The sequence below is a fragment of the Ruegeria meonggei genome (genome assembly GCF_042768335.1).
Lineage (GTDB): Bacteria > Pseudomonadota > Alphaproteobacteria > Rhodobacterales > Rhodobacteraceae > Ruegeria > Ruegeria meonggei.
Genome location: NZ_JAXHBT010000002.1, coordinates 540,980 through 564,160 on the forward strand (window position 1 = coordinate 540,980; position 23,181 = coordinate 564,160).

At 55.5% G+C, this 23,181-nt stretch carries 17 protein-coding genes; 3 read left to right on the plus strand and 14 right to left on the minus strand.

Annotated features, from left to right (window positions below):
- Positions 1-15 precede the first annotated feature (15 nt).
- Complete coding sequence (locus tag SJY13_RS22520) at positions 16-495, plus strand: invasion associated locus B family protein (RefSeq protein WP_377194542.1); 480 nt, start codon at positions 16-18, stop codon at positions 493-495.
- 432 nt (positions 496-927) lie between these two features.
- Positions 928-1,212 (plus strand): hypothetical protein, encoded by a 285-nt coding sequence (locus tag SJY13_RS22525; RefSeq protein ID WP_377194544.1) that lies wholly within the window; start codon positions 928-930, stop codon positions 1,210-1,212.
- A 592-nt stretch (positions 1,213-1,804) separates the two neighbouring features.
- Here SJY13_RS22525 and SJY13_RS22530 read toward each other — a convergent pair.
- The 9 genes from SJY13_RS22530 to SJY13_RS22570 form a co-directional block, all read right to left on the minus strand.
- Complete coding sequence (locus SJY13_RS22530; protein ID WP_377194546.1) at positions 1,805-2,698, minus strand: 2-dehydro-3-deoxygalactonokinase; 894 nt, start codon at positions 2,696-2,698, stop codon at positions 1,805-1,807.
- 23 nt (positions 2,699-2,721) lie between these two features.
- A complete protein-coding gene (locus SJY13_RS22535) occupies positions 2,722-3,891 on the minus strand; it encodes a mandelate racemase/muconate lactonizing enzyme family protein (protein ID WP_377194548.1) in 1,170 nt (389 codons plus the stop codon).
- On the minus strand, positions 3,888-5,348 hold the full coding sequence (locus SJY13_RS22540; protein WP_377194550.1) for an NAD-dependent succinate-semialdehyde dehydrogenase: 1,461 nt from the start codon (positions 5,346-5,348) through the stop codon (positions 3,888-3,890). The genes SJY13_RS22535 and SJY13_RS22540 overlap by 4 nt, the downstream gene beginning before the upstream one ends.
- A gap of 7 nt (positions 5,349-5,355) precedes the next feature.
- Positions 5,356-6,975: a GMC family oxidoreductase gene (locus SJY13_RS22545; RefSeq protein ID WP_377194552.1), complete on the minus strand. Its 1,620-nt coding sequence runs from the start codon at positions 6,973-6,975 to the stop codon at positions 5,356-5,358.
- On the minus strand, positions 6,972-7,424 hold the full coding sequence (locus tag SJY13_RS22550; RefSeq protein ID WP_377194554.1) for a hypothetical protein: 453 nt from the start codon (positions 7,422-7,424) through the stop codon (positions 6,972-6,974). Before SJY13_RS22550 ends, SJY13_RS22545 begins: the two co-directional genes overlap by 4 nt.
- Positions 7,425-7,433: 9 nt before the next feature.
- Positions 7,434-8,636, minus strand: coding sequence for a sugar ABC transporter permease (locus SJY13_RS22555; protein ID WP_377194556.1), 1,203 nt, complete (start codon positions 8,634-8,636; stop codon positions 7,434-7,436).
- A 7-nt stretch (positions 8,637-8,643) separates the two neighbouring features.
- Positions 8,644-9,459, minus strand: a complete 816-nt coding sequence (locus tag SJY13_RS22560) for an ATP-binding cassette domain-containing protein (protein ID WP_085824663.1) — start codon at positions 9,457-9,459, stop codon at positions 8,644-8,646.
- A 12-nt stretch (positions 9,460-9,471) separates the two neighbouring features.
- Entirely contained in the window at positions 9,472-10,533 is a 1,062-nt protein-coding gene (locus tag SJY13_RS22565; RefSeq protein WP_085824662.1) for an ABC transporter substrate-binding protein, read from the minus strand.
- Positions 10,534-10,687: 154 nt separating this feature from the next.
- A complete protein-coding gene (locus SJY13_RS22570; RefSeq protein ID WP_377194558.1) occupies positions 10,688-11,455 on the minus strand; it encodes a FadR/GntR family transcriptional regulator in 768 nt (255 codons plus the stop codon).
- Between the two features lie 723 nt (positions 11,456-12,178).
- Between SJY13_RS22570 and SJY13_RS22575 the strand changes: the two genes are divergently transcribed.
- Positions 12,179-15,826: an AMP-binding protein gene (locus SJY13_RS22575; RefSeq protein ID WP_377194560.1), complete on the plus strand. Its 3,648-nt coding sequence runs from the start codon at positions 12,179-12,181 to the stop codon at positions 15,824-15,826.
- Positions 15,827-15,960: 134 nt separating this feature from the next.
- Here the strand turns inward: SJY13_RS22575 and SJY13_RS22580 are convergent, their stop codons facing one another.
- From SJY13_RS22580 to SJY13_RS22600, 5 genes are read right to left on the minus strand one after another with little or no spacing between them, the layout of a single operon-like run.
- Positions 15,961-16,722, minus strand: coding sequence for an inositol monophosphatase family protein (locus tag SJY13_RS22580; protein ID WP_377194642.1), 762 nt, complete (start codon positions 16,720-16,722; stop codon positions 15,961-15,963).
- A gap of 38 nt (positions 16,723-16,760) precedes the next feature.
- Complete coding sequence (locus SJY13_RS22585; RefSeq protein ID WP_377194562.1) at positions 16,761-19,205, minus strand: GcvT family protein; 2,445 nt, start codon at positions 19,203-19,205, stop codon at positions 16,761-16,763.
- A gap of 8 nt (positions 19,206-19,213) precedes the next feature.
- Positions 19,214-20,095 carry a phosphotransferase gene (locus tag SJY13_RS22590; RefSeq protein ID WP_377194564.1) on the minus strand — a complete coding sequence of 294 codons (882 nt, stop codon included), beginning with the start codon at positions 20,093-20,095 and terminating at the stop codon, positions 19,214-19,216.
- A 1-nt stretch (position 20,096) separates the two neighbouring features.
- Positions 20,097-22,088 (minus strand): ABC transporter permease, encoded by a 1,992-nt coding sequence (locus SJY13_RS22595; protein WP_377194566.1) that lies wholly within the window; start codon positions 22,086-22,088, stop codon positions 20,097-20,099.
- Entirely contained in the window at positions 22,085-23,107 is a 1,023-nt protein-coding gene (locus tag SJY13_RS22600; RefSeq protein ID WP_377194568.1) for a quaternary amine ABC transporter ATP-binding protein, read from the minus strand. Before SJY13_RS22600 ends, SJY13_RS22595 begins: the two co-directional genes overlap by 4 nt.
- Positions 23,108-23,181 lie beyond the last annotated feature (74 nt).

Genomic DNA, 23,181 nt, shown 5'->3' on the forward strand with positions numbered 1-23,181 from the left:
ATGAGGGACAGCAGAATGAGAATTTGGGTATGCGCTCTGGCGGCGTCGCTGGGATTGGCACAACCACTGGCTGCACAAGAAAATGAAACGCCTCCCTGGTCGATCACTTGCGGCAATCTGGTCAAAGGGACTGAGTTGATCTGTGAGATGACCCAAAGCATCGTTTTAAGCGAAAGCAATCAGAGGTTGGCGTCTATCGCGTTTGTTAAAGCGGCAGGGCAAGACGAAACCGAAGTTGTTCTGACTCTGCCGTTTGGACTGCTTTTCAGCGACGGTTTGACCGCAAAGGTAGACTCTGTAGATGTGGCAAAGCTGGAGTTTCTGACTTGTGAAGCACAGGGCTGTTTTGCGCGCTCGCCGGTTTCATCCGACTGGGTGGGATCGATGCGCGCAGGCAAACAACTGACAATTGAAGCCAAAAACAGAAATGGGGAACCAGTTTCGCTGGGCTTTGATTTGACGGGCTTCAGCCAAGTGTCTGATCTTTTGCCTTAAATGCCTCGTCCTGTATTGCGACGTTCATTCCGTGCCGGGAGGTTGTTCGTCTGAGCGTTCCTCGAACTGAACTTCCCCATTTGAACAGGTCCTCCGTCAATATCAGGAAACGGAGGGCCAAGAGACTGCGTCCAATCATCTGACAGGGCAATGTAATAGGTCAGGGTAAAAGCAAACTCGTTGAGACACTCGAAATAGGACCTTGAGTTTTCAGCCCACCTCACTGGGATTTCAGACGGCTAGCTGCGTATTTTCAGTTAGTCGAAGCCAGGTGACGCTAGCCCACACCCCAGATTTGCTAAAAAATGATACAAGCGTCATCTGATACATGTGTCGTTCTGATCGTTGGGCAACGGCAATTTGATAAATCAACTTTTGCGACCGACATTGCCATCGGCAACTTTTATTCTGATATGGTAGGATACAACAGTCGTGCTGCCCACCGTCGTCGACCCGGTCGGTTTTGTTCGCAGGCTGGATCGTGCAGTGATTGACGGTATCCAGTGGAAACCTGATTTACTTTTCGCAATCAAGAAAACGCTGATGACAGAACTACTGGTTCTGCCGATCTGTCGAGCATCGCAGCTTATTCCAAAACTGTTCACTGGATGGAGCAAGCTCAAAAGCGGCATCGCAGATGCTCAAGCGGTTGTTCTTGAAAAAGCAAAGCTGTGCTCACCGGCTGAACGCCCTTCATCTATTACATGTCGATTTTGACTATAAGGGCATACTCTGTACCTTCAGCTCGTGACCGAGCTCTATCCGGACGTCGGCTGCGCCGATTTCCGTCCCAAGGAGCCACGACCCCTTTGCGGTGTTTCCTGTCAATGGAATGACTTTGCTGCCAGAATGGCAGTTCCAGTGCAGCGGTCAGAAGTTACTCTGGGAAGGGAATCGACGCAGTAAAGTGCGTTCAGCTCAGCCCTGGTATCATCGAATAGTGGGGCGCTGTAACCGGTAAGCCGGTCTCATCATCCCGATAACATTCAGATTAATTGCATCGAATTCCGCTGTCTCTCGCTTGCGGTCCGAAAGTGGAGTTCGAACTCCACTTGTTTGGCTATTCGGAATACACTCTGATCCGCTTGAACCATGCGTCGGGCCGGTTAAGGGGCAAGCGCCGCGCTGGTCGCGTGTCGTCTCCAAGTCAAGAAAGCCGGTTCCTCCTACGCACTGGCACGCAGTTTCCCCACATTGTACGCCGTTCAGACCCGGCGACAGTTGCGGGGCGACACATAGATTTGCCATTTGCGACCTAAATGTCTGCCAATTCCTCTTTGACAAGCTCAGCGCGTGCGGCGGCTTTTCTCTAAACACCGATGCCGTCTTGTTGGTGTTGATAAGCCGCCGTGAGCCCTCTCAATGTCATTTCTGAGACCTCCACGACCCTCCCACTAGCGCCCATTATGTCCAAAGCCGTCAGGTAAAGTTCGCACAGTGCTGACGCTCCAATCAAAGTCACTGTTTGATCCAGCCAGTACTGTCTTACTGCCATAAATTCTTGACCGATCAATAGACCTGAAAGAGTGGCGCGGGCTTGCGCGCTGGTTTGCGTTGCAACCAGCATATCCGCACGGATTGCAAAAAGGCGACGCGGGACGGCGGCAGGATCATCGGCTACCAACCGAATTGCCGCCTGAAAGGCGCAGTCGCTCCACCCATCGTCTGGCATCGAGTGCGACAACACGGATGCTTTGGATAAGAACGCGAATTGCTCGCCGGTCATACAGGTTTCAAATTCGATGATGGCACCATCCGCAACCCGGACCCACTTCGTGTGTGTTCCTGGCAGGCAAACGATGCCGTGAAAATCGGGGACAAGATGAATCAACCCGGCAATCTGAGTTTCTTCCCCGCGCATGACATTGGCTGGTGACTGCTGCTTTACCCCTGGAAGTATGCGTACCTCACGCGATGTGTTACTGACTCTGATTGCGCCCGCCCCAAGCTCATCAAGACGCGTTGGTGCCAATAGGTAAGGGGCCTCGCACCAACCTTGCGCGGCGCCCGCCATGCCACAGATAATGGCTGGAACATCCTGACCTATGCCCAGTTCATTCAGGCTTTCTTCAAGTACGCGACCAAAGTCGCTGGGTTCAAGATTTGACATGCCAAATGGACCATCGATCGAGGCAAGAGTGTTCCCGCATGAATCCAGCACCCATAGCCGAAAACCAGTGGTTCCCCAGTCGACAGCAATCAAGGAAGGGTGAGACATAGCGCGATTCAACTGCAGATATCGTATCGGAGGATGAAGTCCCGGTCCGGCTCTACACCCAGACCAGGCCCGGTTGGAATGGCAACAAACCCACCGGTCGATGCGACTTGGGATTGAATGTTCAGTGGATCCACAAGCAGTTCATCCCGAAACTTATTGTCGGTGGTATCAAACTCGAGCATCGGTTCCCACGGGAACAACCCGCCTGGCAGGGGCGGCATGGCCGCGAGAAGGTGCATGTTGGTGGCTACTGCGACGGCTGAACCCCATACGTGATTCACAACTGGCGTAAAGTGCGCATGGCACAACGCCAAAACCCGTTGGTATTCAGTGATCCCACCCAGAGCACACACTTCTGGCTGCGCGATATCCAATCCCCGGCTTTCCAACAGGGCGCGCCAGCCCCATCGGTTGAATTCAGCCTCACCTCCCGAGATATTGACGTTCAAACCGGCACGCAGTTCGCGATATCCGTCAAGATCTTCCGGGGCGACGGGTTCTTCGAACCAATAGGGGTCGAACTCTTCCATCGCGCGACCCACATAAAATGCGTCATGGGTCGTGTAGGCATGGTTTGCGTCGATCATAAAGCGATAGTCATCGCCGACGCCTTTGCGCACTGCTTCGATCAAGCGCACGTCATCCCTGGGGCCAAGTCCCACTTTCATCTTTGTCGCGCAAAACCCCATTTCCCTAATTGCAGCGGCCTCGTCTTTGAAGCGGGAAACCAGATTGTCCGCACTCTCAGGGCGCAGCATCATTCCATAGCCGTAAACCTGAATGCGGTCGCGATGGGTGCCCCCGATGAGTTTATGCAGAGGCAGGCCCGCGATTTTGCCTGCAATGTCCCACAGCGCGATGTCGACGCCCGAAAGTGACTGCAGCGGCATTCCCTTTTGCCCATGATCGCGCATCAGATTGTAAACCTTGTGCCAGATCACATCCCGGTCCAAAGGGTCCATACCCAGAACCATCGGCTGGATCACCTGCTCGACGATCCCCTTGTTGGCTAGGGCAATGTTGCCTGCGCCAAAACACTCGCCCCAACCTGTGACACCTTCGTCGGTTTCCACCTCGACCAGATGCGCAGTACGCTTGTGGTAGTATTGCTGAGAATACCCAAGTGGCTCGGGCAGGTCGTAACTCAGAACATGGCTGGTAACGCGGGTAATTTTCATGGGTTCAACCCTCCAAATCCGGTCGTGTCGAGGGCGCGCGTGATCCGCTTTTGCACAAGATAATCGTGCAGTGCGAGGTTTGAGCAATCATGCCCAATACCCGACTGACCAATCCCGCCATGCGGCAGGTCGATATCGTACTTCACCCCATTGATTTGAATTTCGCCATAGCGCAACTGCGCGGCATAGTGTTCGGCCCGGCCCAAATCGCGGGTAAATAGGTAGGCCGTCAGCCCGCCCTCTCCGCAATCATTGGCCATTTCAACAAGCCGGGTTTCATCCGCAAAGGGGATCAGACTAACAACGGGACCGAAGGTTTCTTGTCGGTAGACCCCCATTGTTTCGGTCACTTTATTCAAAACGGTTGGTGCAATGTAGTGACCTTTACTCAGGTGCACAGGTCTGTCGCCGCCGACGAGAAGGTTCGCACCATCCGCGATTGCATCGTCAATCAAACCCTTGATGCGCGCCCAGGCGCGGGCGTCAATCACTGGGCCGGTTGTAATGTCCGCTGTCTTGTCAAACCCGACCTTCGCCGCCCTTGCCTGGGCCACAACCTTGTCGGTGAACTCCTCACGCACTGCCTCGGCTACGAAAACGCGGTTGGGTGAAACGCAGATTTGCCCGGCATTCGAGAACTTTACTCCTGTTACGATGTCAGCCGCCAAATCAAGGTCGGCGTCTTCGAACACGATAACCGGTGCGTTGCCTCCAAGTTCCATCGAATAGCGTTTGATGGATGTGGCACCGGTGCGCATGATGTGTTGTCCGGTCTTGGTCGAGCCGATCAAAGTCACCACCTGTGGAATGGTAGAGGCCGAAAGAGCACCCGCCACATCGTAGCTATCCGTGCCGAAAATCTGCACCACGCCCTTGGGTAGACCGATTTTTGCGCACAATTCGCCGACTGCGTAAGCAGAAATAGGCGTCGCCTCGGACGGGCGGATGATGATCGGGCACCCCGCCGCCATGGCCGGGCCAATCTTGAACGCCAGATTCAACAAAGGGAAATTCCATGCAAGATAGGCTACAGCCACACCGGCAGGTTCATAGACCATGCGATGCGCGTGGGTTCCAGCCCGGTCGGAAACGCCGTAATCTTGAATGCGGGCAATTTCTTCGGTGTAGAAATCCAGTGAGACGACCAACCTGTCCCAATCCTCATGGGTTTGAGCCCAAGGCTTGCCCATCTCATGATGCACGCAGTCGCGCAGAAATTCTTCATGGGCAATCACCTCATCGCGTAGCCGTCGCATCCATATTTGCCGGTCTGCGATGGATGTCGCAGCCCACTTGGGAAACGCTGATTTTGCCGACTGCAATGCGCGCTCGACATCCTCAAAGCCTGCCGTGGTGACCGTGGCGATGTTTTCTTCAGTGGCTGGATTGATTACCTCTTTGCGTCCGCTGCCATCTGTCAGTGCGCCGTCAATGTAGATTTGCGTCGAAAACTCCATGGCTACCTCAATCAAACAGCGTTGCGATGTTGGTTTTAATCTGGTCGCCGATATAGAGCGCCAGCGCTTGGATCGTGGAGGTGGGGTTCACCGCCCCGGCCGTAACAAAAATCGATCCGTCCACTATGAAAAGGTTCTTCACGTCATGACAACGCCCCCAGCTGTTGACAACGGACGTCTCAGGATTGTTGCCCAGGCGGCAGGTACCCATCTGATGCCATCCCGCGCGCCACCAGACCTTGTCATCGCCTTTAGTCAGGATGCGCTTGGCGCCAGCCGCAAGGAGAACCTCTTTCGCCCGGTCCTCGCCATGCCTAAGCATCGCGCGCGTGTTGTCACCCAGCTTATAGGTGATCTTTGGGGCCGGTATACCATCACTATCCGTCAGGTCCGGGTCGAGTGTGACACAGTTATGCTCTTCCGGCAGGTCCTCGGTCACCACGGTGAGGCCAGCGAGGTAGGGATAGACGTTGTCCATAATCTCTCGGTGCTCAGCCCCCCATGGGATAGGCCTATCGATCCCATAACCGCCAAGTGCATAGGTCATCGGCGTAGTCGACCGCCCTGAATGAAGGCCATAGCCACGGACAAAGCCGCGGGTGGGGTCGCTCTCGTAAAACTCCTGGGACAGGATCGAACAGGCCATCGGCCCTTCGTGCCCTTTCATCGGTTCTTCGAAAACGCCTGCAACCCCCGTAAGTGGATGGAACATTAAGTTCTTTCCCACCTTCCCAGACCTGTTGGCCAGGCCATCAGGGAACAGCCTGGATTTGGAATTAAGCAGCAGACGAGGTGTGCCAACACCGTTGCAGGCGACGATGACAAGCTCGGCTTTTTGTTTATGCACGCGCCCGTCGGCACCATGATAAAGCACGCCCGTTGCGAAGCCTGTGGAACCGTCCACCAGGATTTCGCGAACGCGCGCCCTGGTACGCAGCTCGACACCTGCATTTTCAAGCATCGGCCAATAAGTGAAATTGGTCCCGCCTTTGGCCCCTGCCGCACAACCAAGGTCGCAGGTCCCGGCATTCACGCATTTCTGGCGGCCGTCGTCGTCTTCACTGAGGATGGCCACATCCGACGGCCACCAGTGCCAGTCCTTTTCGTTGAAACCGCGCGCCAGCGTTTGCCCCAGTTTGCCAATTGGAATTGGCGGATGTGGCGGCTTATAGTCGGGATACGCCGGATTACCACCTAACCCAGAGACGCCCGTATTGTGGTCATTCATGTCATAAAACGGCGCAAGCGTATGATAGTCGAGCGGCCAATCCTCACCAACTCCATCCAGCGATTTGGTCCGAAAGTCTGACGGGCGCATGCGCGGCCAATGGCCAAGAAAATTGATCGTAGACCCGCCTACGCCATTCCAGTTCACCGGCGTGATACAGCTGTCATCCGAGTTAATCGGATAGTCCTGCTGCAGCCGGCGCACATTGGGGTCGCAGGAAAACGCACCATATCGAGCGATCTCATAGTCCTCGTGACGCGAAGGGAAGTCTTTGTCCGGCAGATGGTCGCCCTGTTCCAGACACAGAATTCGCATCCTCGTTTCCAACAGCGACCAGGCGATTGCAGCTCCTGATGCTCCTGCACCAATGATCAGGACATCAACAGGATCATTATTCATGCCTGACCTCCGGGAGGGTCGCGAAACACTGGCCCGCGGGCGCGAACTGGCGCTGTCAGTTCGTTCAGAAGTTCTGGCGACTCACTGGCAACTTCATACCCGGCTGGGTGCACAGGATGTGCTCCAACCCCAACAAGAGCCCGAATGTCCGGTCGGCTGTAATACCCTTTGTAGGTTTCCACGAGCAAAAGGTTGAACGCCTCGGGCAGTTCGGTTTCCAGCTGGCGGACGGTATCGGGAGTAATACCGCCCGCCAATTCCCCGGCGCGCGAAAGCAAGGCGATGAGCGCAGTGTTGAGAGCGTTTTTTTGCGCCGCCGCCTCTGTGACAAATGTAGCCACACCAAGTTCACCTGCCGCAGGGATGTTTCGGTTGGGGTTTGCGGGGATAAGAACATCAAGGATTGCATCAAGCGATGGTTGTGGATCGACATTCGAATGTTCTGACATTGCGGCCTCCTATCTTCCGCTTCCATTGCCTGGACGCGACAGAGCATCAATCGCAACGGCCAAAAGCAAAATTGCGCCCGAGACCATCAACTTGTCCGCAGCACTCGCCCCGGTTAGGTCCAGCCCGTTTCCGAGCGAGCCAATAACCAATGCGCCAAGGATGGCATTCCAAACGGACCCGCGACCGCCAAAGAGTGATGTACCACCAATCACTGCGGCTCCAATCGCTTCAAGCAGCAGTGAACCACCGGCGAATGCCGTGTAGGAAACCGATCCGTAACGCGAAGCTCCAAAAATTCCCCCGATTGCGGCCATAAACCCGACGATTGCAAAGGCGGATACTCTTAGTCGCTTGACCTTCATGCCGACGCGCCGAGCACTTTCCGGATTGCCGCCAACAGCAAAAAGGGATCGACCATACGGCGTGCTTGTTGTGATCCACCCCAGAAGAGCAGTGATTGCGACCAGCAACACAAGCAACAATGGCAAGGAGCGATAGGCGTTGAGCGTGAAAACGACCGCTACAACAATGGCTGCAAAGGCGATCACCTGACCCCACAAGGCTAGCGGGCTGTCTTGCTCCAGCCCAAGTGTCTTGCGTCGGGATTGTTTGCGCAGGTTGGCGTAGGCGAACATTCCTACAACTGCCAATCCCAGCACAATTCCCCACAAGTCCGGTATAAGAACCCGGGCAATTCCGCGAACGAAGGGATCACCGACGTTCAGGTTGCCCGTCGGCAGAATTTTCTGCATCAGGCCCTGATACCCAAGAAGCCCCGCGAGCGTAACGACGAAAGAAGGAATGCCCACGTAGGCGATCAGAAGACCCTGTGCCGCTCCCATGACGATGCCCACGAAAATAACGATGATACAAGCCAGCCAGCCGGGCACGCCGCTCAACACAAGCACTCCCAAAAGTGCAGCACAAACGCCTGCGGTTGCGGCTGCTGACAGGTCAATGTCACCAAGCAGCAAAACGATAGTGATCCCGACCGCCAGCGTAGCAATCACTGCAGATTGCATAAACAAGTTGTAGATATTGCGGGGGCTTAGAAAGATCGCACGAAAGCTGTCTGCTTCCCCGCTCATCAGATCAATCAGTGGCAAAACAAGGCCGAAATACCCCCAGATTGCTGCCAGCGCGAGGAGAACAGGTACAAAGGCTCCGAACTGCGTCTCGCGCATAGCGCTGAACCGGTCAAGAAACGTCATTTTGGCCTCAGGCTGCATTGCCGTTCTCCGTATCCAAGCCACGCGTCATGGCGACGACAATTTCATCCGGGTTCGTATCTGAAGTTGTGTAGGTGGCGACGTTGCTGCCGTGGCGCAGGACGGTGATCCGATCTGAGACTTCAAAAATGTCGCGCATGTTGTGCGAGATGTAGACGACCGCGTGGTTCGTCTCGCGCAGTCGTTTGACAACCTCCAGAACCTGGCGTGTCTGTGCGACACCAAGGGCGGCCGTGGGTTCATCCAGCATGACCACTGAGCTTTCCGTCCCGACGGCGCGGGCAATCGCAATGGCTTGACGCTGACCACCTGAAAGACCGCCTACTTTGGCCCGAACAGATTGCAATGTGCGAACTTCAAGCTTGTCGATGGCTTTCTTGGCCTTCACTTCCATTTCCAGATCGTCAAGCGGACGCAGAAGGTGCGGCAGGAAACTCCAGCCGGGTTTAACGGGTTCGGCCCCCAGGGACAGGTTGGCTGAAACATCCAGATTTTCGCACAGAGCAAGGTCCTGATAGACGATCTGAATGCCAAGCTCGGTTGCATCATTGGGCGTGGACATTTCGACGGGCTTGCCGTCGAGCAAAAACTCACCGTCGTCGGCAAGATGCGCTCCGGCGAGCACTTTCATCAGCGTGGATTTGCCCGCGCCGTTGTCGCCGACTAAGGCCATCACTTCACCGCGGGCGACCTCAAAGTCAACGCCGCGTAGCGCGTGCACTCCGCCAAACCGTTTTTGAATCCCACGCACAGCAAGGTGCGCTGGTGGGGCAGCTTGCCCCACCATTGTGTTTTCAAACGTCATAACTTGACCTTGTTACTTACAGAAGTCGGTTGCGGCTGCTTCGCCCTGGCAGACCATATCCTTGGTGATCGACGCATCGTTCTCGATCACGTAGGCGACACCTTCTGCGCCGATAGCCGAGTATGAACCAACCGGCACATAGGCCACGTCAGCTCCGACACCGTTGGTCACAGTTTGTGGCGCAAGATCAGAAAAATCTTCACCACTCACCAAGCGAACCGTGACCTGAGCCGCAGCGGCTGCCATGTCTTCAAGCGGGCGCCAGCCGCATTGCGTTTGCTTACCCAACAGCATCAATTGCTGTGCCTGTACCGTGCAGTCCAATCCAGAGACCGGGACTGTTCCTGCCATCCCCTGTTCTTCCATTGCGGCAATTGCAGCACCGGCGTTCCCGTCGTTGGAAGAAACGACACCTTGAACGTTGTTATCGAGTTGAGTCAGCGCCTGATCCATCGAACGACGCGCAATGGCGGGGTCCCAGCCTTGTGTCCAGTTTTCATAGCCCATGACCCGTGCGCCACTTTCAAACAGAGGTGTGAGTGCGCGCAGCTGGCCATTGTGGATGACAGCCGCATTTGGATCGGTCGGCGACCCTTTGAGCATTACGAGAGTATCGCCGTCTTTGGTGTTCTCGATCACATGGGTTGCCTGATCGAACCCCATGCCTTCCAGATCGGCCTGCACCCAGAATGTTGTGTTAGGCGAATTGATCATCCGGTCATAGGCAATTGTCGGGATGCCTTCTTCGGCTGCGGTATCCGCAATGATGGCAGAGCTTTCCCCATCAATGGGAATGACAACAAGAACCTTTGCACCTTGCGTCAGCGCTTGCTCAGCCTGTCGCTGCTGTGTGGCGGTATCATTGTTGGCATTGAACACCTCAACTTTCACGTCGGGTGCAATCTCGCCCATGGTGCGCACAAACGCCGCTGCATCCTGCTGTTCCCAGCGTGGATTCACGTTTTCCGGCAGCAACAGAGCAACCATGTCCTCTGCCGATGCCATCTCGGCTGCCAGCAACGCAGACGTCGCGACAGTTCCGGCCAGCAGGCCTTTCGAAAGCTTTGAAAACATCATATCCTCCTCGTCGATGTTTCTGGCGCGTAGCGCCGGATTATCTGGTGGAGTTCTCCCGTTTCTTCGGGCCAACCTGACGACGCGAGGCTGGGTAGAAGCATGTCTCGTGTCGTCACCACTAGCCCAGCCACCTTCCCGGACAGTGGGTATCTCATCCCTTTTGTTCGCTTGCCCCACGTTTGAGGCTGAAATCTGGCAGAGCCCCTGAAAGGCGCTCATAGGTATCGGCCAAATGCTCGCGCATCGCCGATGTGGCGGCCTTACTGTCCTGAGCCTCAATGGCCCTCAACACCCGCCTGTGCAGCGGCAGCGAACGTTTGTTTTCGCGCGGGTCGCTGTTTGTCACTTTGATTGAGCTTAGGAGCGCCGAAAAGATCACACCCTCCAGAGCGATAAGCACTTCGTTATTCGCGGCGCGCAGGACAGAACGATGAAAAAGCGCGTCTGCAACCACGAAATCCTGGATCGAGCTCGCTTGCTCCATGTCTTGCTGCGCTTTGCGAATATCTTCGATCTGCTTTGGCGTTGCCGTTTGAGCCGCCCAGCCCGCAGCATTGGGCTCTACCATTTGCCTGACATCCATCAACTGACGAAGAAACTCGGGCTTCGGTTCAATGCCCTGATGCCAGGCCAGCACATCGTCATCCAGAAGGTTCCAACTTGCGCGCCACCGCACTCGCGTACCACTGCCGCGGCGCACTTCCAGCAGCCCCTTGCCAACCAGCAATTTGATTGCCTCACGTACAACAGATTTGCTGACCCCGAAACGGGTGCACAGCTTGTTTTCGTCGTCGATCAAACTGCCTTCCGGGAAATGCCCGGCAACGATGCGCCGTCCAAGCTCACGGCACACCTGAGTTGCAAGGCCAGGTGCCACACCAGCTGTATCTTTCAGATCGTAAAATAAAAGCTCGCTCATAGGATGATCATAAACATCAGATGTTTCTGTTGTCCAGATGTTTTGCCTGCCCAGAGGTGATTGTGAAATTATGAGATGGCTCAACTTTCACCCAAGTGTTTGCCAAATTTAGGCTTATAGGGACCGGTAGTCCTTGTTTCGGGAACTGGTAGAGCGACGGTTTGGCTTGCGTCATATTTGAGTTTGGATATTTTTTGCCCGTATTCCTCTTCGGTCCGGAAAGTATTTGCGCCGTCTCGACTCACTCAGCATGAAACCCAGGGTGTTCCTTACTTTTTCGGCAACTCGATAGAAATGCACCCATTCGCCACGAACGCTAAAAAGGTCTCATCCATGGGCTTGGAAATCAGCGTAGAGCGCCTTTTCTGTTGCGCTCGAACTGCGATCACCGGCGAGTGTTTCGAAGCCCATCCATTTAAGGTGGTGTGATAGAAAGAAACACCTCATTCAGAACCGCTTGCTAGGGAAAGGGATAACCTTTCAAAGAGGTCATAGTGATACTTGTTCGATTGGTTTTAACCCAACAAACACCAGGATACGCAATTTGATCAACCCTAGTCTCAGGCTTGCGAAACAACCTCCGCGCTTTCGATCCATCCATCGCTGACAGGCTGCTTTTTGCGACTTTTCTGAATGCGGGTCCATTGTATCGGGAAAGAGTTTGCAGGATAAAAGCAAATCTCCGGGCAGGCAGAATAATCAGGCGGCACTTGCGAACCTATCATGAACACGCTGAAAAAAATCTTGGGTGCAATTTGCGAAGGATTGGACCGCCAGGCAGAGACCTCACCAGAATATCCAAATTCAGGGCTTCCCTTCGTTGGTTATGACTACAATGTGCGACAAAACCAAATTTGTGGGGCGGGCTGGTTACTGCTTTCTTTCGGTGTAGCGTCTCGTAGAAGGCTGGGCAGGGCCGTTCTCAAGTCACTACCACATTCGAACCTTGCAAAAGTTTCTCGTTGGACATTGCCACGAGAAGTTGACGCAGCACTCAACTCATTGAAAACGGCACGAGACCTTGAAGCAAACGAGGTTATGGTCGGAGATCCAAGTGACAGCGCTGAACGCATTGGTGAAAGAATTCTTCACCTTACCACCATGCGTGCCTTTGGCCGCGCTCGCGAATTGCTACTGCAAAACGAAGCCAATCTGCACGATAGATTCGAGCCGCTTCAGGAACAGTTAAACAGACTGGAGAACGGGGATCCGATCCCTCAATGCGGAAGCTGGTTGGTTGGTCGCCGGAGCGAGAATTCTGAAAATACGAGCGGTTCGAAGATAATATCTGAAACCCTGTGGCGAACAGAAAATCAAAAGATCGTGGATACCCTCTACAATGAAGGGGCCCATAGCGCGGCGGGTCTTGACGCGTTGCTTGCCGGCGTTTCAACCGATCCTTTGCGTGCCCTTTCCCTTCTTGGATTTCTGAACAATGGGCTTGATGAGAGCTACAAGGCCAAGTTGGTAGCTGCTGCACGCCCCTTGCCGCCGATGGCCCGTTTCGTGATGTTTTCGCACTGGAATTGGGTGGACGGAAAGCGCCTGGTCGACACGTTTGAAGAAGCTATTGCAACGGGCCAAACCTACAACGTCGAAGCGTCGCTGCTGCGTGCGATGTCCGGTCATTTGTCCTTGCCAAAGAAGGGCGGAGCGAAAAGGAAATTGTTCAACAAGCTGTCGCGACTTGCGGCAGGAAGTGCTGCCTTTGGGGCCGATCCTTTGATAGATTCAGCGGCAAGACAAGGGGTGCGTGCGGTGGGGAAAGAAGCCATGCCAATCGCGTTAGCAGCAGATCAAGACTACAATTCCTCACCCAAAAAGTTGGCGCAGGGCGTAGCACCTGCTCTTACCAGCCGAGCAAAAGCCTGGTTGGAACAGGCATCTGCCAGTGCCAAGGGAACGGTGGTTTTCTCTCCTCACGCTCAAAACCTTGCCCACGCTTCAAGGCTATTGCAAATCGCGCTGGCGGGCATGGGAAAACCTGTTCAAACCATTGTCACAATCGCGCCTGAGATCGGCGACCCCGCCGAGGCTGCGGGCTTTTTGACCGCGGCACGAAAAGAAGGGTTTGACATCACCTTATCTGGTCGTTGGTTGAACAAACGCAATACTCACGCAAGCCAGTACCTGGAGCGTTTGCGTTCGGGTGAGGTGCTACAGATCTATTTCGACGGCACCAAGGCACCTGGTAGAAGATTGTTTGTCCCGTGGTTAACGCGGCCCGCCAAATTGCCGGGGTTTCCCGCGCAACTGGCGATATCCAGCGGTGCAGATGTTTGCTTTGCTGCGACTTGGGTAGACGGCGACGGTACTCAGATCATCGACATTGTCCCGCTTGACCCACCGCCCCGGGCGGGAGCAAACTTGGTCCGTACGTTGTGGCTTACCCAGCAACTTGCGCGTGCTTGTCGACACTTTGTCTTGATGCAGAAGATGCCGGTTCAGAGACATTTGTTAGCCGCTTACGGGGGCCCATCACCCAAGCGAGAGTTGATTGAGCTGAGCACCTGGCTGCAAAGCGATGCGGTGCGTGAAAGTAAGCTGTGCTGGCTTTCTGGTTTTGACCCAAACCATATCGCCATACGAACGGCATCGGGTTCCGTCACCTATGCAAGTCTTGCGAGCCTGTGTTTTCGTATGTCCAACATGCTGCTGCATTTTCAGGATACTACACCAAACCATACCAATTCCGAACGCAGTTTCGAGGATCAGCACCGGATCTTGTGCTTGTTGCCAGCCAGTCCTGCTGCAGTTGTGACACAGCTGGCTTCAACTGCAGCCGGCAGTTTGCTGTGCGTTGGATTGCCAGAGGATTCCGACGTTCAGATTACCGACCGTTTAACGGCCTTTAATCCTGATTTGATTGTTGTGACTTTTTCGCTGTGGAGCCGTTTGATTGCTGCGGCCCCAGAGCTGGAGGGCAGGAACGCACTGATCATTGGCGACGACTGTGATGAAGCCGCGCTGGAATTCCTGTTGGAGAGTTTTGCCGAACCCCCGGCATTGCCACCTCTCGACCTTCAGCGCCCAGCTTATGTCGTCTACACCTCAGGCAGTTCAGGAGAGCCCAAAGGAGTCGTTCTGGCCGCGGGTATGGCTTCGCGGATGCTGGTATTCAACTATGATGAACCACAAACACTGCTGACAGTTGTGCGCTGGGACACTGCAACTGCCCTTGAAACGTTGCCTGCATTTGTGGGGAACCATACAATTGTCCTGCCTCCGACCAACGGCTTTTCAGACCTGAAACAGCTTTGCAACCTTATGATTGAAACTTCCGCAACAGCCTTGTCTGCTCCGTGCAGCGTGTTGCATGGAATGCTGCAAAACCCTGATTTTTCGCCAAGCCGGTTGCCCGAGCTGACCGTATTTTTCCCCTGGGGCGAACCAAGTCGCGCACGATTCATACAGGATCTTGTCAATCGGTTCCCGAAGGCGGAACTGAACGCGTGTTACGGTGCAACAGAGTTTATCGATGTGTCTTGCGGAAAGCTGTCAGGTGAAGAGTTCGCCAAGTATCAGGGATCTCCGGGTGGGATGCTGTTGCCGGGGACGCGGGCGGTCAATTCTGAAGGTGATGATTTGAAACCTGGAGAAATCGGTCGAGTAGAGGCGCTCGGCTATGATCGGACCCTGGGCACGTTCAAGGACCTTCAGGCAGGAGTTCGGGTGGTTGATCCGCTCAAAGATCCAATTCTTTTGGAGGACTGGGTGACGGTTTTGCCGGATGGCAGCTTGGATGTGCTGGGGCGAATTGACGATGTGGTCAACATCCGGGGGCGGAGAGTGTCGCTGAATGATCTTTCTGAAACGGCAGAAAACATAGACGGTATCGCCCGCGTGTTTGTCACAACCATACTTGTGCGCGATGCCGAAGCAGTGGCCATGGCCGTCGAAACCAGCCGGACAGACACCGACATTCTTGAAAGTGAGCTGCGGCAAGCCATTACCAAAAAGTTCTTTGCCTCTGCGGCACCTGTGCGATGTGTTCACATTGAGGAACTGCCGCGCCTGCCGAGCGGAAAATTGGATCGCAAGAGACTTCAAGCCTTTTTGGAGAATGGTTGCACCAATACGACCGCCTTGATCGCGCCGCGTGCAGAGGGTGCGAAAACCGCGGAAGAGCCCTTGCCGCCAATGCTAGAGTTGCTGAGAGACTTTGCAAGTCAGGAGGGTCTGGTTCCGCGGGCAAGATTTGATCCCGACAATACCCATCCGTTTCTGGATTCTATCGTTAGTCTGATACTTATGCTGAGCATCGAGGAATTCCTTGGAAAACCCCCACCGGCGCATGTTTTTGACCGTCAAAGTACCGCAACATGGCGCGAACTGGCGGAAGAACTGAGTAGCGAAACTGTTCAGGTTTAGTGAGGTATTTCCGCTGTGGGTATGCGAGCCGGAAACCGTTGTTCCGTTTCACAACACCGATGACGCATGACAAGAGGGGAAACAGGCACTGCTTATCCCGCCATCTGTAACATCTGTGGTCGTGGCCTCGCTGCTCACGGGTTCAAAAGCTCTAATAGCTCGGCGTGTAATGCGGGGGTTGCAGCCGATACAACCGCCCCGTTTGAGCTGAGTTCCAGCGGCCTCCCCTGCCAATCGGTCATCACTCCACCCGCGGATTCGATCAGTGGAGAGAGCGCGAGGAAATCATAGGGCTGCAGATCATAATCCACGACCGCATCCACATGTCCCGCCGCCAGCAAGGCATGGGGATAGCAGTCATAGGCGAACCGACGTGTCTGTCCGGATTGCATCAAACGATTGAACAAATCCGGATGGTCGCTGTACAGCTTGTCGCCTTCATTCACATAGAGGATAGCCTGATCCAGGTGTGATTTGTCCGAAACATGGATAGGCTGGCCATTCAGGCTTGCGCCTTTTCCGAGCACACCCAAAAAAGTCTCGTTCAATGCGGGCATTCCCACCACACCCAGTTGCGGGTGCCCATCGACAAGATATGCCAGAAGAAACCCGAATAGCGGATGCCCTGACAGAAAAGACCGGGTTCCGTCGATCGGGTCGATCACCCACATGTGGCGTCCGTCACCGGTATCTTGACCTTCTTCCTCGCCAAACACGCCATGGTCGGGAAAGTATCGGTTCAGATAGGACCGCACTTTGGCTTCTACATCTTTATCGGCCTGCGTGACCGGGCTTTGATCCTGTTTGAACTCAATGCCGAGAGTGCCGCGAAAATACTGCATCGCAGCTTGTGACGCGAGTTCCGAGATCGCTTTTGCATGCGTGTCCAACGCCATGGCATCTTGCATGTTCTGTCCTTTTGGAAGGGTTCGCGTCACGTTTTGACACGTTCCATTTTAGGGTCATAAAGCGGCTGCAGGGTGACATTGCAGGGGACCCGCTGGGTTGCGACTTCCAACTGATAGTTACCGGACGTTACAAATTTCGCGTCGACCCCTTCGGGGTTGCGAACGTAGCCATAGCCAATGGATTTACCCACGGTATAGCCATAGCCGCCTGAGGTCAGCCAACCAACGCGCTGTCCATCGCGATAGATCGTCTCGCGGCCCAGCAGAACGACATCAGGGTCCACGGTGAAGCAGGCCAGCATCTTTTTGACACCCCCGGATCTTTGCGCCTCGGCTGCGGCTCGGCCCTTGAAATCGACGTTCATGCGCAGTTTCACAGCCCAGCCCAAACCGCTTTCGAAGGGCGTGTGATCGGGGCCGATATCGGATCCCCATGCACGATAGGCTTTCTCCAACCGCAGCAATTCAATCGCGCGGTAGCCGGCATTTATCAGACCATGTGCCTGCCCGGCCTCCTTCAATGCGGAATAAACGGTCTGGGCGTATTCTACCGGCAGATGCAACTCCCAGCCAAGCTCGCCCACATAGGTCACGCGCAGCGCCCTGACCGGGCAACCGGCGATGCCGATAGTGCGGATGGTGCCAAATTTGAAACCCTCATTCGACACATCATCGCGGGTCACTGCGGCCAGAATGTCCCGCGCTTTCGGGCCCATCAGCGACAGCACCGCGTTGGACGAGGTGATGTCAAACAACTGACAGTTCATCCCATCGGGGATATTTCGACTGATCCAGTCGAAATCATGGGTGGCAAAGCCGGTGCCGGTGACGATGTAGAATTCGTCATGGGCCACGCGACCTACGGTCAGGTCACATTCAACCCCGCCCTTGTCGTTCAGCATCTGGGTATAGACCAGTGCGCCAACAGGCTTGTCCACATCATTGGCGCAGATCCAGTTCATCGCCGCCAGCGCATCCGGCCCCTTTAACGCGAACTTGGCAAAGGAAGTCTGGTCGAAAAGTACCGCCGCCTCGCGCGCAGCCCTGTGTTCGCGGCCTACGGCATCGAACCAGTTCTGGCGGCCAAAGCTGTATTCATCCTTGGCTGCCTCTCCCAGCGATGCGTCGGCAAACCAGTTCGGGCGTTCCCAACCCAGTTTCTCGCCAAAGCAGGCGCCATGGCTTTTCAATGTGTCATAGAGCGGCGACTTTCGGCACGGACGGCCCGAGGCGTGCTCTTCATGTGGCCAGGCCATTGTATAGTGCTTGCCATAGGCTTCGACAGTTCGCGTTCGGACCCAGTCGGTATCGAAATGTGGTCGGCCAAACCGGCGGATATCGGCGGACCACAAGTCAAAGGGCGGCTCACCTTTGTGTACCCATTCGGCCAGGGCCATTCCCGCCCCGCCACCCGCGGCGATACCAAAGGCGTTGAATCCGGCCCCGACAAAGAAATTGCTCAGTTCGGGCGCTTCACCGACGATGAAGTTGCCATCGGGGGTAAAGCTCTCGGGACCGTTAGTCAGGGTTTTGACGCCCGCATGCTCAAGTGCGGGCACCCGGCCAAGGGCTTGTTCCATCAGCTGTTCGAAATGGTCGAAATTGCTGTCGAGCAGGGTATAGTGGAAGCCCTGCGGAATGCCGTTGGTGGCCCAGGGGATCGGGTTTGGTTCATAGCCTCCCATGACCAGACCGCCGACTTCTTCTTTGTAGTAGGTCAACCGGTCCGGATCGCGCAGGGTCGGCAGATTGTTTGGCACGTCAAACGGCTCGGTCACCATATATTGATGTTCCATTGGCACTAGAGGCACGTTTACACCATAGCGGCTTGCAAAACTGCGGGTCCATTGACCGGCGCAACAGATGACCTTTTCACATTCGATCCGGCCATGTTCGGTAATGACGGCGCGGATTTTGCCGTTTTCGATTTCGATATCAGTGACCTTGGTGTCCTCGAAAATCTTTGCACCGGCCATGCGTGCGCCTTTGGCCAGCGCCTGCGTGATGTCCGAGGGGTTGGCCTGACCATCGGTCGGCAGATAGGCCGCGCCGATCACGTCCGACACATCCATCAGCGGCCACAGTTCCAGCGCCTCGGAAGGGGTCAGAAGCTGCATGTCCAGACCAAAGGAATGCGCAGTGGTGGCCTGTCGCTTGACCTCGGTCCAGCGTTGCTCGTTACAGGCAAGGCGCAGACCACCATTCATCTTCCAGCCGGTGCCAAGACCGGTTTCCTCTTCGATCTTGTTGTACAGATCGACAGAATACCCCAGCAGCTGCGTGATATTGGCGTTCGAGCGCAGCTGCCCCACCAGACCAGCCGCATGGAATGTGGTGCCAGAGGTCAGCTTTTTACGCTCTAGCAGCACAGTGTCGGTCCAGCCCAGCTTGGCCAAGTGATAGGCGGTCGAGCAGCCGATGATCCCGCCACCGATGATGACGGCTTTGGCTGTTTTCGGAAGGTCGGTCATGTCTGTCCTCAGGTATTATTGAAATCGCTCAGGGCCGCGCGAAACCGCGCGAGGTTTTCGGCTGTGTAAGCTGCGTAATCGAAGTCAATATCCGAGGTGATCTCGGACACCATGCTCCACATGGTTTCGCGCAGCAGCGAGGCGCATTTCATCGCGGTGTAGCGATGGCGCAGGTCGTCGTTGACAGGGGTTTCGAAATAGCTTTCCAGCATCCAGTTTTCTTGTTCTTGCGACAAGCCGTTATTCGAGGCCAGCCCGCCCAGATCGAATAGTGGCGAGTTGAACCCGGCATAGTCGAAATCGATCAGCCACAAGCGGTTGCCATCGTCCAGAAAATTGCCGCAGAGCAGATCGTTGTGGCCAAAGACCATGTCATAAGGTCCGGCCTCGGCTTCGAGTTTGTTACCGGTCTGAACCAATTCAGACATTAAAGCCGAGTGAGTGCTGCCGCGGTCCGTAAGCGTGGCGGCATAGTCGCGGATGACATGGAAAACCCAGAACACCAGCACGGGTCCACGTAGGTGCAAAGGTACTTTGCGGTGGTAGGCTTTCACCAATTCCAACACACGGGGCAACATATCGGGATGGCGCACATCCTCTTCGCTCAGCGTGTGGCTTGGGATGAATTCCAGCACCGTCAGATCGCCAGAGGCATGAATGACGGCAGGGGACAATCCGGCGGCATGTGCGGCCTTGTTTGCGGCCAACTCATTGAAACGCATCACTTGATGCAGCGGGATGTCGTCCCCTGCGCGCACTACATAGGACCCGGTGGTGTCGGTAACTTTGTAGTTCACGTTAGTGATCCCGCCGGTCAGCGGTTCCGCCGTAATTTCCCCCTGCCAGACAGGCAATTTTCGGATGCGGGCCAGTAGGTTTGATTGGCTCATCTCAATTCTCCAGTCCAAAGCGGATGCGCGCCTGACGGGCACCCGCGTTGATCAGCCGGTCGGCAATGATGGCAATGAAGGCAATCGATAAACCCGCCACCAGACCCCGGCCGGTATCAGCCTTGGTCAGAGCGATGTAGACTTCTTGACCCAGATCGCGGGTGCCCACCAAGGCGGTAATGACCAGCATGGACAGAGCCAGCATGATTGTCTGGTTGATGCCCAACAGGATCTCGGGCAGGGCCATCGGCAGGCGGATATGGCGCAACAATTGTGTGGGAGTGCAGCCCGAAACCAATCCGGCCTCGATCAGTTCCCCGCTGACTGAGCGCACGCCATGAGCGGCATAGCGCACCGCCGGGGCCAGCGCATACAGGACGATAGCGATCAAAGCGGTGAAATCGCCGACCCGGAACAGCATCACAACCGGTATCAGATAGACAAAGCTGGGCAGTGTTTGCAGCGTGTCAATCAGCAAGTTGATGACTGCTCCGGCTCGTTTGTTCAACGCGGCCAATACGCCCAGCGGTACGCCGATCAGCGTCGCAAGAATGACCGAGGCACCACAGAGATACACCGTCACCATAGCTTTGGACCACAGGCCCGAGACCAGGATCAGCGAGGCCATCCCTCCGCACAGCAGCGCCAGCCGCCAGCCGCCAGCATGCCAGCCCAGCAAGGTCAGCATGGCAATGGCCCAAGGCCATGGGATTCCCAGCAGAACCGTTTTGATCGGAATCATGAACCACGTCAGGAAAAAGACCTTGATCGCCTCGAACGTGTCGAAATAGTTGACGTTCAGGTATTTGACCGTGTCATCCCAGAACGCGCCAGTAGTGATGGTCTGGTTTTCCGGATACTCCAGCAACAGGGGCGAGAACTGGCCCAGTACCCAAGTCAGAACCAGCAGGACCAGCACAAGCACCGTTCGACGATGGCGGGTAATCCACGTGCCAGGTATCTCGTGATGCACCTGTCCCATACGCTCGGCAAAGGATTGGCTCAGCCGGTCAATCGCGATAGCAAGGACGACAATGGCGATCCCGGCCTCGAACCCTGCGCCGATGTCCAGTCGGCGCAGCGCGGCGAGGACGTCGAACCCCAACCCACCGGCCCCGATCATCGAGGCGATGATGACCATGTTCAGGGTCAGCATGATCACCTGATTGACCCCCACCATCAGGCTGTGGCTGGCCGAGGGCACCAAGACGCGCCACATCAGCTGCCGTTGGGTCGTACCGGCCATGCGCCCAAAGTCCAGGATCTCGGGATCGACGGCCTTAAGCGCCAGCGTGGTGATCCGTACCATCGGAGGCGTGGCGTAGATCATCGTCGCAACCAGCGCTGAGATCGGGCCAAAGCCGAACATGAACAGGATCGGCACCAGATAGGCAAAGATCGGGATCGTCTGCATCAGGTCCAGAATGGGCGAAATGATGCGTTCGAATGTTGGGTGGCGATAGGCGATTATGCCGGTCATCAGACCTCCGCCTGCACCAATCGGAACCGCGATCAGGACCGAGGCAAGCGTCACCATCGCGCTGTCCCACTGACCAAAAACGGCGAGGTATATGAAACACGCTCCCACCAGTGCGGCCAGCGCCCAGTCGCGGCAATACTGACCCAGCGCGATCACGGCGGCGATCACGACAATCCAGCTGATGGCGGGCAGAATAACTTGTGCTTCATTTCCCTGACCGCGGACAAAACCATCCGCCAGCAGGGTCAACACAAGGTTATAGGGCTGTTCGATCAGCCATGCGATTGCGCGCGTGACATCGGTGAACGAGACTGGCCCAAGGGCTGCGTCTTCGATCAGCCAGGTCATCGCCGACGAGATATAGCTTTTGAACGGGATAACCCAAGCTGACGGGAATTTGGTCAACCAGCGCGCATCCAGCGTTTTGCCCAGATCACGACCGAACCAACCCAACAGAATCGTGACCACAACAAGCGTCAGAATAACGATCTGGCTGCGGTTCAGGCGGATCATGCGGCGTCCCCTGCGCCGAACAGCACATGCGCCACCGCTTTGCGATCAATGCCTCCGACAATCTGGCCGTTCCCATCCGACACCGGAATCGGCGCATCCGCCGCTATGATCCGCTCTGCCACATCCGAGACGCGGGTGGATTGCGGAATCGGCTCGCCTTCACTTTTGACGCCAGGAGTCATGACACCCCCCACTGTCAGAACTTTCGACCGTGGGATGTGGCGGGTGAACTCGGCGACATAGTCGGTGGCGGGGTGCATCACAAGTTCTTCAGGTGTGGCGATCTGGATGATTTCACCATCCTTCATGATGGCGATGCGATCGGCCAGACGGACCGCTTCTTCAAAATCGTGCGTGATGAAGACGATTGTTTTGTGCAAGCGCTCTTGCAGGCGCAAAAACTCGTCCTGCATCTCGCGCCGGATTAACGGATCAAGCGCTGAGAACGGTTCATCCAGAAACCAAAGATCTGGTTCTGTCACCAAAGAACGGGCAATGCCGACACGTTGCTGCTGCCCGCCTGAGAGTTCGCGTGGATAGTTATCTTCGCGCCCTTTCAGGCCGACCAACTCTACTACGTCGCGCGCCTTGGCTTTGGCCTCGGGTTTGGGCGTGGCCTGAATGGTCAGCGGAAACATCACGTTCTGCAACACTGTCAGATGCGGAAGCAGAGCAAAATGCTGAAACACCATTCCCATCTTGTGACGTCGGATTTCGATCAGTTCTTTGTCACTGGTGCTCAGCAAATCTGCGTCATCGAACAGGACTTCTCCAGCGGTGGGTTCAATCAACCTTGAAAGGCAGCGGACCAAAGTGGATTTGCCCGATCCGGACAGACCCATGATGATAAAAATCTCTCCTTCAGCGATATCGATATTGGCGCTGCGCACCGCGCCGATCACACCCGCCTTGCGAATATCATCGGCTGACGGGTTCGGATTTTGTCGCAGCAGCGATTCCGCCTTGGGGCCGTATAGTTTCCATACGTTACGGCAGGATAGTTTTGTCTTGGGGGTCATCCGGGCGTCCAGTCACAGGGTGGAAAAAAACCGGAACGAGTGGGGAGAGGAAGTTACTCGTTCCGGCAAAAGGC

Excerpts from the sequence above, each read along its gene's own strand:
- SJY13_RS22520 (WP_377194542.1), top strand. The coding sequence starts at position 16 with ATGAGAATTTGGGTATGCGCTCTGGCGGCGTCGCTGGGATTGGCACAA.
- SJY13_RS22535 (WP_377194548.1), bottom strand. The coding sequence starts at position 3,891 with ATGAAAATTACCCGCGTTACCAGCCATGTTCTGAGTTACGACCTGCCC.
- SJY13_RS22540 (WP_377194550.1), bottom strand. The coding sequence starts at position 5,348 with ATGGAGTTTTCGACGCAAATCTACATTGACGGCGCACTGACAGATGGC.
- SJY13_RS22545 (WP_377194552.1), bottom strand. The coding sequence starts at position 6,975 with ATGAATAATGATCCTGTTGATGTCCTGATCATTGGTGCAGGAGCATCA.
- SJY13_RS22550 (WP_377194554.1), bottom strand. The coding sequence starts at position 7,424 with ATGTCAGAACATTCGAATGTCGATCCACAACCATCGCTTGATGCAATC.
- SJY13_RS22555 (WP_377194556.1), bottom strand. The coding sequence starts at position 8,636 with ATGACGTTTCTTGACCGGTTCAGCGCTATGCGCGAGACGCAGTTCGGA.
- SJY13_RS22560 (WP_085824663.1), bottom strand. The coding sequence starts at position 9,459 with ATGACGTTTGAAAACACAATGGTGGGGCAAGCTGCCCCACCAGCGCAC.
- SJY13_RS22565 (WP_085824662.1), bottom strand. The coding sequence starts at position 10,533 with ATGTTTTCAAAGCTTTCGAAAGGCCTGCTGGCCGGAACTGTCGCGACG.
- SJY13_RS22570 (WP_377194558.1), bottom strand. The coding sequence starts at position 11,455 with ATGAGCGAGCTTTTATTTTACGATCTGAAAGATACAGCTGGTGTGGCA.
- SJY13_RS22575 (WP_377194560.1), top strand. The coding sequence starts at position 12,179 with ATGAACACGCTGAAAAAAATCTTGGGTGCAATTTGCGAAGGATTGGAC.
- SJY13_RS22580 (WP_377194642.1), bottom strand. The coding sequence starts at position 16,722 with ATGGCGTTGGACACGCATGCAAAAGCGATCTCGGAACTCGCGTCACAA.
- SJY13_RS22585 (WP_377194562.1), bottom strand. The coding sequence starts at position 19,205 with ATGACCGACCTTCCGAAAACAGCCAAAGCCGTCATCATCGGTGGCGGG.
- SJY13_RS22590 (WP_377194564.1), bottom strand. The coding sequence starts at position 20,095 with ATGAGCCAATCAAACCTACTGGCCCGCATCCGAAAATTGCCTGTCTGG.
- SJY13_RS22595 (WP_377194566.1), bottom strand. The coding sequence starts at position 22,088 with ATGATCCGCCTGAACCGCAGCCAGATCGTTATTCTGACGCTTGTTGTG.
- SJY13_RS22600 (WP_377194568.1), bottom strand. The coding sequence starts at position 23,107 with ATGACCCCCAAGACAAAACTATCCTGCCGTAACGTATGGAAACTATAC.